This is a genomic window from Clostridium omnivorum (genome assembly GCF_026012015.1).
GTDB classification, from domain to species: Bacteria; Bacillota; Clostridia; order Clostridiales; family Clostridiaceae; genus Clostridium_AX; species Clostridium_AX omnivorum.
This window is the reverse complement of the sequence record NZ_BRXR01000001.1, coordinates 1,763,324-1,777,376: the sequence shown is the minus strand read 5'-3', so window position 1 is coordinate 1,777,376 and position 14,053 is coordinate 1,763,324. Positions and strand designations below refer to the sequence as shown.

The window sequence follows — 14,053 nt, the reverse complement described above, 5'->3', positions numbered from 1 at the left end:
ATGGTTAACTTGTAACGCATGTTAATTTATGCAGGGGGATTTTATGAAATTATATGTGAATGTAAAACAAGCAGGCTCTCGAAAGAATTTTATAACAAAAGAAGAAATAATTTTAGACTTTATACCAGTAACATTAAGGGAATTAATAGGTGCCATTGTCACTAAAAATGTAGAGGACTTCAATGAAAGACAAAAAAAAGAGAGGATAGTTGATTATCTAACTAATAGCGAAATAGATGAAAAGCTAACAGTTGGTAAGGTTTCCTTTGGTGAGCTCAATAATGAAAATAAGCAGAGTTTGAGTAAGGCATTAGAAGCGGCTTATTTAGCTTACGAAGATGGAATTTATAGAGTATTTATAGGAGAGAATGAAGCTGGGAAGCTTGATGAGACTCTAGAATTAAAGGATGATGATGTGTTAACGTTTATTAAACTTACTATGCTTGCAGGTAGAATGTGGTAGGGGGATAAGGGTATATGTATTTAAATAATGAGAGTAAAGAAATAATTAATGACTATTTAAAAAAATCTCTGATTAAAAAATTGTTATATGTAGGTCGGGGAATTGATATTGTGGAAGCCTTTAAGGAATACGTTAATTCAACTTATGATAATCGGTGGGACAAGTACAACACCTTAGCTGATACCTTATGGAAAAAGGATACAAAGCATATTAGAGATGTATTTGAGGGAAAGAATTATGGAGCTTTAACATTACTGCTTGGGGGTGATTTTGCTAAAAGCTTTAAAATTATTTGGAATAGATCTACAGAATATATTTACTCTACAGGGTATTATAGAAGGTCCTACAGATCAAATAAATCCTCAGAATTATATCTTAGTAGGAATGTTGAAAAGTTAGTAGAATTTGTATACTTAGCAGCTACTGGCTTTACATTGGATAAATACCTTATGAATAATAAGGGCAACTATCAAGACATAGCAGTAATTTCTGACATAATAGCAATGGAGCTTGATAACAATAATAAGGAGGTATTTGAGAAAATAGAAGCTATAATTTATAGCGAGAATAATACAGCAATTGTTACAAGAGAGATAATTAGAGGCTTACTTATGAGTAAGAATGAAGATGCTCATAGACTCATAGGAGAGCTCCTTTTAGCGGCAAAGCTTCAAGAAGGTTTAAGACAAGCTATAGTTGAAAGTATAGATGAGGGCTCGAAGGAAGGTTTTATCTATATTCTTAAACTCATAATAGACAATAATTTAATGCGCTTTTCATCTGTAGTGAGAGCTTTTGGCACATGGATTGGACTTGCAATAGATATTGATAGACCAAAGGTTGTGAAAAAGTGCTTTGATGCAATATATAATTGCTTAACTAATGAAGAATATAAAAATGAGTGTATAGCTTCTAAGGATAACTTGCTTATATACATAGGCATTTGGTCAGTGGCTTTTAATGAGGTAGAGGACATTGATGAGGTATTATATAACCTACTTTCTTCCAATGAAAAATATAAAAAGCTTGTAGCATTGGAATTTTTATACGAAACTCAATTTTATATTTATAAGCATCAGGTTGCATGCAGTGTACTTGAAGAAGATGATTTAGAGGTAATCGCTCTTGCAGTGAAAAATTTATTTGGCAATTTAACTGTAAATAACGTAGAGTATGTAAAGGACTATAGCAAGCTGCCAGATCATTGTTATGGAATAAAACTTTTTAATAAACTTAAGAACATTTTGCTCAGGATGACTAAAAAAGAAATTGAGTTTAAAGGCAGTGTATTTCCTTGGGTAGACATTAAACTCACAACTGCTGAAATAATGGAAAAGATGCTGCTTGCCGTAGCTTTAACCTACAATAGTGAGATTGTAGATACACTTATTGACTATAGGGAAAAAATGAATGTGGACACAAGGAAAGCATTTGTGGAAACACTTTTAGAGAATCCTGAAAATGCTAAGCAAAAATTAGCACTAATTGAAGCCTGTGGGGACAGAAGTGCTTTTATAAGGGAAAGTGCCTTCAAAATAATTAATTCATTAGCTTTAACTAGTGAGGATTATGGCGTTATAGAAAACTTACTGCAATACAAGTCTGGAGATTTAAGAAAAAGTGCAATAAAGCTGCTGCTTAAGCAGAACGGTGACCAATTAGCGGAGAGCATAGATAGATTATCAAGTAGTAAAAATGAAAATAAAAGATTGGCAGCTATAGATTTAGTTAATGCTTTAGAAGAAAGCCCTGAACATAAAGAAATATACAAGCAGTGTTTAGCCTCAATAGCCTCAATGAGTGAGATTTCTCAAAAGGAAAGGCTGCTTGCTAGTAACATTATAAAGGATACTAGCACTATAAAAAACTTTGGAAATGGCTTTGGTTTATATGATAAAGCTAAGGAATATCAGGTTTCACCTATTGAAATACCTAAGAAGTTCAATATTAAAGATAGATTCTCAATGACTATTGATGGACTAAAGGACATATTAAATAAATTTAGTAATTTTATTCATGAAAACAGGGACTTTGAGTATGAAATAGTAAATTGGGATAATACTAGGACAGCTATCACTTTAGGAGGTTCAGATTTTCTTCAACCCTTTAATAGAAATAATTATAGACTTGATAATTTTCCTATTGCTGATAAGGTAAGAGAATTTGCAAAGCTTAATAAGCTTGAAGGGTGGAAGCTTATTGAACTAAATTATTATGTTAAAATTATGAATCAACTAGGGTATAGGGCTTATTTACCATGGTTTACAGATATAATTAATAACACATTTGAATTTAAAATGCTTAAGGAAGTTTCGAAAACTTTAGATAAGATACCGTATATTAGAAAAATAACAACCTACATTGAATTATTGGCTGGAGAAATATCTAGCAATGACAGCTTCAGCTTTGGCAAGGATATGTCTGAGTATATATTTACAAATATTCCATTAGAAAAGTTTCAAGAAGAGTATTTGAAAAGATCTGAGTACTATTATCCTAGTTATAAGGACTATTTAGCTTCTAGTGAGGAAATAGATTATTGGTTAAGGCTAATGAATAAAAATTGTAAGGATGATGAAAATTTCGTAAAATATTTTAATATCGCTTATAACTATTATAAGGCCAGCAAATACAAGGATAAAGCTACTCTTAACCTAGAGCAATTTGGACGTGCTTTAGAATTAGGTATTATAGATGAGAACGAAGTTTATAAGGAGTTTATGGAAAGACCAATAAGTCCTAAAAATATTGAAGCAATAACTACATCTCGTAAGTACGATAAAGACATTTTATCTAAGTATCCATTATTGGTTGAGATAGGAAATAAGGTGGTAGATACTATAGCAAGTATTGAGGTTAAAAGAGGGGAGCTTAATACAGAAGTAACCCATTTGGCAGCAGAAATTGAAAAATGTTATGGGGCTAGTATTTTTACTTCCATAATACTGAATGCGGAAAAGGACACTTATGTAAGAGGGTATAACTTTGTAAGTGGAGATTGTACTAAAAAGGAGATGCTTAGTCATCTTTTAAAGTGTTGTTATCCAAAAGAGGATGAGGATGCAGGAACCTTAGAAGCACATTTAAAGGGCAGAAAGATAACTAGCAAACAGCTTATAGAGGCTGCCATGTATTCACCGCAATGGCTTGATATAGTTTCAGAATATCTAGGTTATGAAGGCTTAAAATCTGCCTGCTGGTACTTCCATGCGCATGTGAATGAATTTTTTTCTAAGGAAAAGGAAGCTATAGTGGCTAGGTATACTCCAATTGAACCACAGGATTTAAGAGATGGAGCCTTTGATCAAAAGTGGTTCCTGGAGGCTTACAATACTATTGGTGAAAAGAATTTTAAAATAGTATATGATAGTGCAAAATATATAGCTGGAGGCGGACTTCATAAGCGTTCACAGCTCTTTGCAGATGCTACTTTAGGAAAGCTTGATATTAACGAAGTTAAAAATAGGGTAATGGATAAAAGAAACAAGGATTATCTGCTTACTTACGGCTTACTTCCTATAAAGGATAAAGAGGATATTTTAGAGCGCTATGAATACATTCATAAGTTCATAAAGGAAAGCAAGCAGTTTGGGGCACAAAGGCAGGCTAGTGAAAAAAGAAGTGCCAGCATTGCCTTGAACAATTTGGCTAGAAATGCGGGCTATTCTGATGTGAATAGGCTAAGCTGGAACATGGAAACAGCAAAGCTTGATGCAGTAAGCGTCTATCTTAAGCCATATAAATTAGAAGATATAGAAATACAGCTTATTATAGATGAACTAGGCCAAGCAGATATAGTGTGCACAAAGGATGGAAAGACACTAAAGGATGTGCCTGCAAGGTTTAAAAAGCATAATTATGTGGTGGAATTAAAAGAACTGAAAAAGTCTCTTAAGGATCAATATACAAGGGCAAGGCAAAGCTTTGAAGCTGCTATGGAAAATGGAGAAGAATTCAGCGCGGAGGAACTTATAAATCTTTGCAAAAATCCAGTGCTTAATCCAGTAATTAAAAATTTGGTATTTAAAGCTTATGATAAGTTTGGATATTTAAATAATGGTAGCTTAGTAGACTATAACAATGAGGCATATAAGCTAAATCTAGAGGATAGAGTAATCATAGCTCACCCTGTGCACTTATATGAAGCGGGCTATTGGGCTAGTTTCCAAAAGGATATATTCTCAAGAAAGATTATACAGCCATTTAAGCAAGTCTTTAGAGAACTATATCTTCCGAATGCAGATGAGCTTAAGGAACAGACCCAATCAAGAAGATACGCGGGTCATCAAATTCAACCTAAAAAGGCAGCAGCGCTGCTAAAAACAAGAGGATGGCTTGCAAGCTATGAAGAAGGACTTCAAAAGGTTTATTATAAGGAAAATATAATTGCTACTATATATGCACTAGCAGACTGGTTCTCTCCTTCAGAGATAGAAGCTCCAACTATAGAACTTGTGAGATTTGAGGATAGAAAAACCTTTAAGCCAGTGCCAATAGATAAAGTACCTAAGCTAATTTTTTCAGAAGTGATGAGAGATGTGGATTTAGTAGTAAGTGTTGCTCACGTAGGTGGAGTTGACCCAGAAGCTAGCATGTCCACTGTAGATATAAGAGTTGTTATTGTGGAGGAAATATTAAAGCTTTTGAAGCTATCAAATGTACTTATAAAAGGTACTCACGCCAACATTACAGGGGTTCATGGAGAGTACACAGTACATCTAGGCAGTGGCGTAGTTCATAAAATGGGAACAGGCTCTATAAACATACTGCCAGTTCATTCTAGCCACAGAGGCAGGATATTCTTGCCCTTCATAGACAGCGATCCAAAGAGTGCTGAAATAATATCAAAGATTGTACTGCTAGCTGAGGATGGTAAGATAAAAGACCCTAGTGTGTTGGAACAAATAAGTAGATAATTTGGTATCAAAACCTTATCGTTAAAATTTAATAATTAGCAATATTTAAGGACTTACCTTTAAAGGTAAGTCCTCCATGCATTTTCAACTAATTATATAAATTTATTAACTTTTGAAATGCATCAAGAGATCTTTTTATCATAGCTGGGTCCACACAATAAGAAATTCTTACATAGCCTGGGCAGCCAAAATCATCTCCTGGCACAATAAGAAGATTAAACTTCTTTGCATTTTCAGAAAAGTTTACAGCATTTTCTTCTGGTGATTTAACAAACAGGTAAAATGCACCGTCTGGATTAACACATTGATAACCCATTTTACTAAGTCCATTGTATAACAGTTTTCTATTTGCATCGTATAGTTCTATATCTGACGTTTTTCCAAGACACTTTAAAACAATTTTCTGAAACATGCTTGGGGCACATACATACCCAAGAGAGCGCCCAGCACCACATATGGCTGTATATATATCTTTAGCATTTTCTACAGAGTCAGCTACCAAGATATAACCTATTCTTTCTCCTGGAAGTGAAAGTGATTTACTGTATGAGTAACATATAATTGTATTTTCATAATAAGCTGGAACGTATGGTATCTGCAGGTTGTCATAAACTATTTCTCTATAGGGCTCATCTGATATGAGATATAAAGGTTTTTGATATTCTGTGGATTTCTTTTTTAATAAATCTGCCAAAGCCTTTAAGGTTTTTTCTGAATAAACAACACCAGAGGGATTATTAGGAGAATTTATTATAATTCCCTTAGTGTTTGGTGTGATAGCTTTTTCTAATAAACTCATTTGAATTTGGAATTTTTCAGTGTCTGCTGGAATTACTACAACCTTTGCACCTGCACATCTAATAAAAATTTGATACTCTGGAAAATAAGGTGCAATAATAATAAATTCATCTTGAGGGCTTTCGGTAAGGGCCCTTAGTGTAATACTTAATGAAGCAGCTGCACCACAGGTCATGTAAAAATTCTCTGCTTTTAGCTGACAGTTAAATGTGTTGCTCATATAGTCAGCAAGTCCTCTTCTTATTTCCAAGTCACCTTGTGCTGAAGTATACCCATGGATTTCTTCCGACCTTGACGAAGCTAGCAATTCTAGAATCGCATCTTTTACACATTCTGGTGCTGGAACTGTTGGATTTCCTAGACTGAAATCGAATACATTTTCTTTGCCAACAACTGCTGCCTGCTGCTTTCCGTACTCAAACAATTCTCTAATTACTGAGCGTTTTGCTCCTAACTCATACATTTCTTTTGATACCATTACATTTGCACTCCTTTAAAGAAGATTAAAATTAATACCCAATCTGCTTTTTGTGTAGTGATGCGTATAGTATGATAGGTGAGTATAATTTTTACTTTTATGTTATTATATATAATTAATGATAACATAATCCTTGAAATAGAAATGTGACCTATGTTACAATTTTTATAAAAGAAGGTGAATATATGAAGATGATAAAAATACCTGATGAATTGTTTTGTTATTTTGAAAAAGTTGGTCAAGCAGTAACCTATCATAAAAATGACATAATCTATATGCAGGGCGATAATGCAACAAGTCTGTATTTAATAAAAAAGGGCCGCGTACGAGTATATTATGTTTCAAAATATGGTGATGAAGCTACACTAGAAATAGTTGAAAAGGGCAGGGTTTTTGGAGAATCATCTTTTATACAACAATCAAAACGACCAACTACTGTAAGTGCAGTTAATGACGTTGAACTTATTTCTTGTTCACTAGAAGAGATGTATCCTTATTTAAGTGAATCAAAAGAGTTAACGATTTTACTTTTTCAATTACTTTCTAATACCTGTAACCGGTTGGCAAGTCTACTTAATCAGTCATACTTTTATAATCGCTATGAAAAAGTTGCTGATTTTTTACTGCAGGAAACAGCCAATGCTAGTAAAGATAGAAATATAAGTGAAGATTGTGTTCCTTATTCTCATGAAGAAATAGCACTTTGTGTAGGCTTAAATCGAGTCACAACTACTAAAATATTAAACCATTTTAGTAAGCTTGGTTATGTTAAGATTAAATATAAAAAAGTAATAATAGTAGATAGACAAGGTTTATCTGGATTCTTAGAGTAGTATACTTGAGGTGAGAGCATTGAATTTACTCTTACATCTGGAATTTACTTTTTCATTTGAACCGCCGGGTGAAGCCTAATATTTTTTATTTGACATAAGAACGTATGTTTGGTAAACTTTACTTATAGAATAAATATAAGTAAAGAGGGGGAATTATTTTGAACTCAGAGGAGCTAATACAATCAATTTCAAATATTGTACAGGAAGCATATAAGAGAGAAACTAATGTATTCGGGTATGGTGGCTGGACTCATCATGTTACTGCAGTAGTTAAGTATTCAAAATTAATGGCTGAAAGGCTTGGAGCTGATGAGGAAATAGTAGAAATAGCAGCGTTGTTACATGATTATGCAGCAGTAAAGGATTACTCAATGTATAAAGAACACCATATTTATGGAGCAGTTGAGGCTGAAAGAATTTTAAAAGAGTTCAATTATCCGGAAGAAAAAATGGATATAGTTAAAGAATGTATTATCCAGCATAGGGGAAGTGTGCCTCTAGAAAGAACTACTAAAGAATCAGAATGCCTTGCAAGTGCTGATGCTATGGCTCACATAGATCAAGTGCCATCACTATTGCACCTTGCATACTGCAATAAGGGAATGGAGATAAGTGAAGGTGCTGATTGGGTAAGTAAAAAGCTTGAAAGAAGTTTTAATAAATTATGTCCTGAAGCTAAAGAAATAATTAAGGACAAGTATGAAAGTGCCAAAGTTATTTTGAAGGGGTAAGCCGCATTTTTTGAAATGGCAGCTGATTATGAATTTGACTTAGATGAGAATGGAGTAAGGGGAGAAAACGTAAGAAAGAAAAATACCCTTTTGATTGAAAAATTAGAGGCTAGCTTATCAATTAGAGTTTCTTGCTAAGTCTTTTGTTAAGCTTCCAAAGAGCTGCTTTCATATATTAATCTGCTTCTTTAATCGAAGCTTTACCATTAAAATATTTATCCAAAAATATTCTGTGACTATCAGGTATATTATTAGGTAAATCCTCATAACTAAAAAATTTTAATTCCTTAGTTTCCAAGCCATCAACCATTAACTCTCCACTAAAGCTTTTAGTTATATAACCAACAGTTATAAAATATGCTTTATCCTCATTTGGAAAATGGATATAACATTTCTCTCCGGATGTTGTTCCTAGTAGACTTAAATCTTTGATGTCCAATCCTGTTTCTTCTTTTGCTTCTCTGATTGCAGTATCTTCAAGGGCTTCACCTAGCTCTGTAATTCCTCCAATCAATCCCCACTTAAATGGGTATGTTCCCCTTCTTTGAAGCAAAATTTGATTGTTTTCATTTATTATTAATACATTTACTCCCGTAAGATTTATTACATCATGGCCTATTTTATCCCGTAAGTATTTTACATAGTTCATTTTCTCGCTGGTTCCTTTCGTATATGTTCTAATTAGTGAATTAGGAACAATTCTATTTTCCTCAATAGACTGTTTAAAGAAGATTGAGAATTATAATAAGAAGAAATATACACCCCCTGCATAAAAGAAAATAGTATTATATTTTAGTTCCTTGTTTATATATTTCACTCTTCAAATCATTTAATAGAACTAAGTCATAAAATTAACCTTTTTAATAGTTGAGTGATGAAAGACTATATAAAACCGATAATATTCTCAAATAGATTTAATAATAGTTGACCACTTAAGGTACATTGATTAATTGCAGTTCCCAACTATATAACAAAAAATAATAAGGTAGAACCACCTTATTATTTATGTCTCTCTATCCATTCCAAAATATCTTTTTCTTTGAATTTACCTTCTGCAACAGCTAATCCCAAAACGATTAACTCCTGCTGAATATAAGTTATCATTATAGCATTCATCTTTAGTAACAATATCATAACTGCAATGCCTATTCTTTTGTTGCCATCTACAAATCCATGATTACTTATAAGGCCGTATGCAATAACATATATTTTCATTTCTGGGCTTTCATATAATTCTTTTCCATCAAAAGTCATAAGTGCTCTATTTAAAGCACTCTCTATCAAGCCTAAATCTCTTATGCCTTCACTTCCGCCAGTTTTGCTTACAATTTTTTTGTGAAATAATATGATATTTTCTATGTCCAAAAGTTCCATTACTTTGCAAGTTCATCTAGTGCTTCTTTATTTTCAACTATAACTTCGTCCATCATTTTTTCTAAACTCTTTTGATTTTTTATTTTCAAGAACTCAACAAAATCTATAACTTCTCTTTTTTGAGTTTCTGGCAGTTCTTCAAAATCTCTTATAAGTTTTTCAGCTAGACTCACTTATTTCACCTCGATCATAAAATTATTTGTTTATATTATACACTAATATAATATATTAAGTCATTCACAATTATAAGTATTAACTTATTTTAATGTGACATAACGTATTTTATTCTCTATTATCATTTTTCACTCAAATAAATTTTTTCATTTATTATATTTTATCTATGCCATATTTTGAAAGAGAGTCCTGAATTAAATATTGCTACAATCCTATCTTGCTTTTCATGTATTTACAGTATTCCAATACAAGTGAATGATCCAGGCTCATATTTTGTTTTGAAGTATAACATATAAGAGCATCTTTTATTAATCCTTATAAAATACTTGAATCAAATCCGTTTCCATCTACCTCTGCAGCATCTATTATGGAAATCAAAGCATCCTTATCTATTTTCTTCACTGAATATTTAAACTCAGGTAATCTCGATATATGTACTATGCAATATAAAATTTTTCTTTCACTACCAGTAAGCGACTTTCCATCTAGAATGGTGGCCTCACGGTGCATGTGTTTTGCTATATACTCACAAATTTCATCCTCTTTGTCTGAAATTATAAGTAATACCTTCTTCTTTGATAAACCATGAATTAACTTATCTGTTACAAAACCTGCTATATACATGCTCATTAACGTGTATAATGCAATAGTTATTCCATTTAGCAGCATCCCTATAAATACTATTATACAGTTTACGATAAAACCTAATTGACCTACATCAAAACTGTCATATTTCTTTTTAACCAGCATTACTACTATATTCATACCACCTTCTGAACCGTGGTTTGAATATGCTAATCCTGCTCCAATACCAGTTATTACCCCTCCATATACACAAAATAAAAGTGTATCATGTACAGTAAGAATACTACTTAAATTTTTAGTCAGTACTAAAAACAATGATAAGGAAAAGGTCCCAATTATACTATACACAGTAAACCTTTTATTTAACTCTTTATAACTTAATGCTAGTAAAGGAATATTAACTAGCAGCACCGTATATCCAGCAGGAATCTTAAAAGCATACTGTACTAAAATTGCTATACCGGAAACACCTCCACTAAATAGTTTTGCATTAACTAAAAACATGTTTACACCTATAGCCGATAATAAACATCCTACTATGGCTAAAATTGTATTCTTAATATTTTGCTTATTAAATATTGTATTAAATGTCATACTAATCTCCTCTATGGTTTATAGAATAATTAATTCTGAGATATAATTAAAGTATTTTGTATTTTATCTATAGTTATAACAAAGTGGTTAGCCTTTAATAAATCAGAATTGATTGCTAACCTTAGTGGATAATTAAATTTATCTGTAAATCCAATATTGATTTATTTATTATATCTGGAGAATATAAATGTATATAATGTCTTGAAGCACTAACAACCATTTGCTTGCTATCACTTGACCAGTCTTTAAATTCAATTTGGCTTTTACTCAAAGCAGCAAACTTACAACCTTTCATTTATAAAAAGCTTACTTCTTAAATTCTTTGAAGAGGTTATTAAATAGAATTTTTATTTGTGAATCCACTTCAAAGGTATTACAAAACTTATTGAAAATACATTTTATATCATATTCGAAGTTACCATTGAAATTTAAATCAGTAATTTGTAATGAAGTAAGACTCTCTTAAATTTCCTCTAATAATTCATATGCGCTATCGGTTTTATTGGATAGATACTTAATGATTCCTCTATGCAATAACCTTAATGTCTTATACCATTCAGGTCTATTAGATATATACTCAGATTTTACCTGCTTTCTTATAATTTCTTTATTATCTATGATAAAGTTTATATCATATTTTAAAATAACTATACTGTCTTGCAAATCTTGTTGTGAGATTGTTTCTCTTAAGTCCAAATCTACAGAAATATTGTCCTGATAAACTAAGATTAATATACCTTTAGGATTCTCAGTAAAATTAGTCATTACAGGATTGCCATAGAGTGAAATAAGTTCATCAACTTTAGAACTATTAATATTGCCTAAAATTATTAGGTCAATATCAGAAAATTTTGTTGCTGTACCTTTTGCCAAAGATCCCTTTAAAATCATTGAAAGCCCATTGCTTTTACAAAAATTATAAACAGCTTCAATATAATTTCTATATTTCGATGAAGGATAATCTATTTCAAAGTTAATCATAATAGTTTCCTTTCTAACCTAAAACTAATATTCAAATGTAAAGTCTTTACTAACGTGTCATTTTGAAAGAAACTTATGAATTAGTCATAGTTCTAATTCCATTATTTCATTTTTCATTGAAAACCTCTTGCTATAATTTTTTATCCATTAATTAACTTCCTTAATAGTTGCGTTATGAAAGCCTATATAAAACCTTCGATTGGAGAAAGAATGGAGTAAGGGGAGAAAACGTAAGAAAAAAACACCTAAAGATTAATTAGTTATCTGCTATTATTCTTATATCTCCAAATGATACTTTGAATAATTACAGAAATTATTGCGCCTAAAGTGAAAAATGTGAAAAATATACTATCAGATATAGTGCTTGAAGTGAATGGTTTAATGTGCTTTGAGCTGTAGTACCACTGTTTTGAAAAATAATCCCTATACTCTGGTAAGAGAACCTTATCCAATATAGCCCATAAAAAGAAAATAATTATACAAGTAATAACTAAAATAAATATGCTCCAAAAAGAGTTTGAGTAGTTTGTAAACCACTTATAAAAAAGCATATTTGCTATAATGCACAAGATTGCAAAAGCTATAATGATTATTACGTTAATTGAACAACTTGACATAGGTTTCCTCCGTTGATATATACCTATATTATTTTGATGCTAATGAAGAAATAATACCAGATAAAACATACCCTAAAGGGAATAATATAAATATAATTCCTAAAATTATTGAGCTCATATTAAATAAAGATTGTGATACACTATTTTTTGTTTTCATCTGTTTCAAGTATATTTTATTCATTGCTATACCTGTGCTACCGATAATTATCAGACATATTCCTATAAAACAAATAAGAAAAATAATGAATCCGATTATAGCCCCAATAAACGGTAGAAAAATTAAAAAGCCCATCCTATCACATCCCTTTTAATTTATTTAAAATCAATACTCCTGCAATTAAATAACACAAAGTTATTAAAATGCTCACCCACATGTGTATGGCAGAAAGCAGCCAATAACCAACTTTTATTTTCTTATCAGCTGTATCAAAACGTTTGCTCATCTTCATGCCTTTATACCCTCGTATTATTGCAATAACAGATAAAAATAGAGCCATTACAAGTGCTAAAAGAATAAGTGCGTTTCCTAGTGGTATCATTTTTTTTCTCCTTTTTCTTAAAGATTGCTTTTATTTAGAATTTATATATGCCTAATATATAAATAATCTGTAGCTTACATTTCTATGTTGTTCCATCCAATTTGTTTAAACCAACATGCTCTAAGGTAATTATACTATATAATGTATATTTTTTACTGGAGTTCGTTAATTAATTTTATATCGAAATCCATATTGCAGCAGCAATTAAAAATCACATTAATTTCACATAAAACCTTGATACTTTTGTAATAATCAATATGTATAATTTAAAACATAGAAGGAAAACAAACTTCTAAGAGATATAAAAATTAAAAGTTCCCCCTTTTAATATAAAATCAAAAAATAGTAAGCATATTTGGATTCCCCCTTTCCACATATGCTTTTCTATTTTTGATTAATAAGGTTCTTTTCAGTATTTTCTTCTAATGACTTATTCAACATTTCAAATTTTTCCTATCTAGTATTAATCTTAAAGATATTGTACTTCATGAAGAATATATGGATTACGTGAAAAAACAACATAAGCAACTTTACCATCGTTATTTAGCATATATCTAACCTTATCTCTCATAAAATCTTCATCGATTAGGTCTAATATTTTTTCTCGATTTACCCAAGTCACTTCAAGACTTTCATCACTTGTGGTTAATTCACCTGAAACAGCTCTACCGGTAAAACCAAAGCTTACGATTGATCCAATAGGGCTAACTCCATCAGGCTGAACTCTCTTTGTTATATTAGAATGAACTGCCCTTAAATCACCAACTTCAATATCTATGCCAGTCTCTTCTTTTACTTCTCTCTTTAATGCATCGGTAAGAGTTTCACCAGCTTCTACTTGTCCTCCTGGAATTTCCCATCCTCTATCAGGACTTTTTATCATAAGAATTTGGCCTTCTTCATTTTCTATTAATCCACCAACAGCAACAATATGTACTGGATAATTCATAATATAATACTCCTTTTATTT

Annotated in this window: 15 protein-coding genes; 5 read left to right on the top strand and 10 right to left on the bottom strand. The window is 31.5% G+C overall.

Translation table 11 applies throughout. The annotated features are described in order from the left end of the window. Positions 1-43 precede the first annotated feature (43 nt). Together bsdE14_RS08280 and bsdE14_RS08275 are read left to right on the top strand one after the other, a co-directional pair. On the top strand, positions 44-463 hold the full coding sequence (locus bsdE14_RS08280) for a hypothetical protein (protein ID WP_264849460.1): 420 nt from the start codon (positions 44-46) through the stop codon (positions 461-463). A gap of 14 nt (positions 464-477) precedes the next feature. Continuing rightward, positions 478-5,379 carry a DUF4132 domain-containing protein gene (locus bsdE14_RS08275; protein ID WP_264849459.1) on the top strand — a complete coding sequence of 1,634 codons (4,902 nt, stop codon included), beginning with the start codon at positions 478-480 and terminating at the stop codon, positions 5,377-5,379. A gap of 88 nt (positions 5,380-5,467) precedes the next feature. On the opposite strand, the gene bsdE14_RS08270 is transcribed toward bsdE14_RS08275, so the two are convergent. Further along, a complete protein-coding gene (locus bsdE14_RS08270; protein WP_264849457.1) occupies positions 5,468-6,655 on the bottom strand; it encodes a pyridoxal phosphate-dependent aminotransferase in 1,188 nt (395 codons plus the stop codon). Between the two features lie 185 nt (positions 6,656-6,840). Here bsdE14_RS08270 and bsdE14_RS08265 point away from each other — a divergent pair, with 185 nt between their 5' ends. The 3 genes from bsdE14_RS08265 to bsdE14_RS08255 all read left to right on the top strand — a co-directional run bounded on the left by bsdE14_RS08265 (position 6,841) and on the right by bsdE14_RS08255 (position 8,357). After that, positions 6,841-7,488 carry a Crp/Fnr family transcriptional regulator gene (locus tag bsdE14_RS08265; RefSeq protein ID WP_264849456.1) on the top strand — a complete coding sequence of 216 codons (648 nt, stop codon included), beginning with the start codon at positions 6,841-6,843 and terminating at the stop codon, positions 7,486-7,488. 158 nt (positions 7,489-7,646) lie between these two features. Beyond that, positions 7,647-8,219, top strand: coding sequence for an HD domain-containing protein (locus bsdE14_RS08260; protein ID WP_264849455.1), 573 nt, complete (start codon positions 7,647-7,649; stop codon positions 8,217-8,219). A gap of 15 nt (positions 8,220-8,234) precedes the next feature. Next, positions 8,235-8,357 carry a hypothetical protein gene (locus bsdE14_RS08255; RefSeq protein ID WP_264849454.1) on the top strand — a complete coding sequence of 41 codons (123 nt, stop codon included), beginning with the start codon at positions 8,235-8,237 and terminating at the stop codon, positions 8,355-8,357. A 37-nt stretch (positions 8,358-8,394) separates the two neighbouring features. Here bsdE14_RS08255 and bsdE14_RS08250 read toward each other — a convergent pair whose 3' ends face one another. The 9 genes from bsdE14_RS08250 to bsdE14_RS08210 form a co-directional block, all read right to left on the bottom strand. Beyond that, positions 8,395-8,868 carry an NUDIX hydrolase gene (locus tag bsdE14_RS08250; protein ID WP_264849453.1) on the bottom strand — a complete coding sequence of 158 codons (474 nt, stop codon included), beginning with the start codon at positions 8,866-8,868 and terminating at the stop codon, positions 8,395-8,397. Positions 8,869-9,218: 350 nt separating this feature from the next. Continuing rightward, positions 9,219-9,593, bottom strand: coding sequence for a type II toxin-antitoxin system death-on-curing family toxin (locus tag bsdE14_RS08245; protein ID WP_264849452.1), 375 nt, complete (start codon positions 9,591-9,593; stop codon positions 9,219-9,221). After that, a complete protein-coding gene (locus tag bsdE14_RS08240) occupies positions 9,593-9,766 on the bottom strand; it encodes a DUF2281 domain-containing protein (RefSeq protein WP_264849451.1) in 174 nt (57 codons plus the stop codon). Before bsdE14_RS08240 ends, bsdE14_RS08245 begins: the two co-directional genes overlap by 1 nt. A 316-nt stretch (positions 9,767-10,082) precedes the next feature. Next, positions 10,083-10,946, bottom strand: coding sequence for a YitT family protein (locus bsdE14_RS08235; RefSeq protein ID WP_264849450.1), 864 nt, complete (start codon positions 10,944-10,946; stop codon positions 10,083-10,085). Between the two features lie 121 nt (positions 10,947-11,067). After that, positions 11,068-11,241: a hypothetical protein gene (locus tag bsdE14_RS08230; RefSeq protein ID WP_264849449.1), complete on the bottom strand. Its 174-nt coding sequence runs from the start codon at positions 11,239-11,241 to the stop codon at positions 11,068-11,070. 167 nt (positions 11,242-11,408) lie between these two features. Further along, entirely contained in the window at positions 11,409-11,927 is a 519-nt protein-coding gene (locus tag bsdE14_RS08225) for a nucleotidyltransferase domain-containing protein (RefSeq protein WP_264849448.1), read from the bottom strand. Between the two features lie 260 nt (positions 11,928-12,187). Further along, the gene (locus bsdE14_RS08220) at positions 12,188-12,544 is read right to left on the bottom strand and encodes a hypothetical protein (RefSeq protein WP_264849447.1); all 357 of its coding nucleotides are present in this window, start codon (positions 12,542-12,544) and stop codon (positions 12,188-12,190) included. Positions 12,545-12,840: 296 nt separating this feature from the next. Further along, entirely contained in the window at positions 12,841-13,083 is a 243-nt protein-coding gene (locus bsdE14_RS08215; protein ID WP_264849446.1) for a hypothetical protein, read from the bottom strand. 469 nt (positions 13,084-13,552) lie between these two features. After that, on the bottom strand, positions 13,553-14,032 hold the full coding sequence (locus tag bsdE14_RS08210) for an NUDIX hydrolase (protein WP_264849445.1): 480 nt from the start codon (positions 14,030-14,032) through the stop codon (positions 13,553-13,555). Positions 14,033-14,053 lie beyond the last annotated feature (21 nt).

Bases quoted from the DNA above. Each gene is read 5' to 3' on its own strand.
- bsdE14_RS08230 (WP_264849449.1), bottom strand. From the start codon at position 11,241: ATGAAAGGTTGTAAGTTTGCTGCTTTGAGTAAAAGCCAAATTGAATTT.
- bsdE14_RS08275 (WP_264849459.1), top strand. From the start codon at position 478: ATGTATTTAAATAATGAGAGTAAAGAAATAATTAATGACTATTTAAAA.
- bsdE14_RS08250 (WP_264849453.1), bottom strand. From the start codon at position 8,868: ATGAACTATGTAAAATACTTACGGGATAAAATAGGCCATGATGTAATA.
- bsdE14_RS08280 (WP_264849460.1), top strand. From the start codon at position 44: ATGAAATTATATGTGAATGTAAAACAAGCAGGCTCTCGAAAGAATTTT.
- bsdE14_RS08210 (WP_264849445.1), bottom strand. From the start codon at position 14,032: ATGAATTATCCAGTACATATTGTTGCTGTTGGTGGATTAATAGAAAAT.
- bsdE14_RS08235 (WP_264849450.1), bottom strand. From the start codon at position 10,946: ATGACATTTAATACAATATTTAATAAGCAAAATATTAAGAATACAATT.
- bsdE14_RS08220 (WP_264849447.1), bottom strand. From the start codon at position 12,544: ATGTCAAGTTGTTCAATTAACGTAATAATCATTATAGCTTTTGCAATC.
- bsdE14_RS08270 (WP_264849457.1), bottom strand. From the start codon at position 6,655: ATGGTATCAAAAGAAATGTATGAGTTAGGAGCAAAACGCTCAGTAATT.
- bsdE14_RS08265 (WP_264849456.1), top strand. From the start codon at position 6,841: ATGAAGATGATAAAAATACCTGATGAATTGTTTTGTTATTTTGAAAAA.
- bsdE14_RS08215 (WP_264849446.1), bottom strand. From the start codon at position 13,083: ATGATACCACTAGGAAACGCACTTATTCTTTTAGCACTTGTAATGGCT.
- bsdE14_RS08255 (WP_264849454.1), top strand. From the start codon at position 8,235: ATGGCAGCTGATTATGAATTTGACTTAGATGAGAATGGAGTAAGGGGA.
- bsdE14_RS08245 (WP_264849452.1), bottom strand. From the start codon at position 9,593: ATGGAACTTTTGGACATAGAAAATATCATATTATTTCACAAAAAAATT.
- bsdE14_RS08225 (WP_264849448.1), bottom strand. From the start codon at position 11,927: ATGATTAACTTTGAAATAGATTATCCTTCATCGAAATATAGAAATTAT.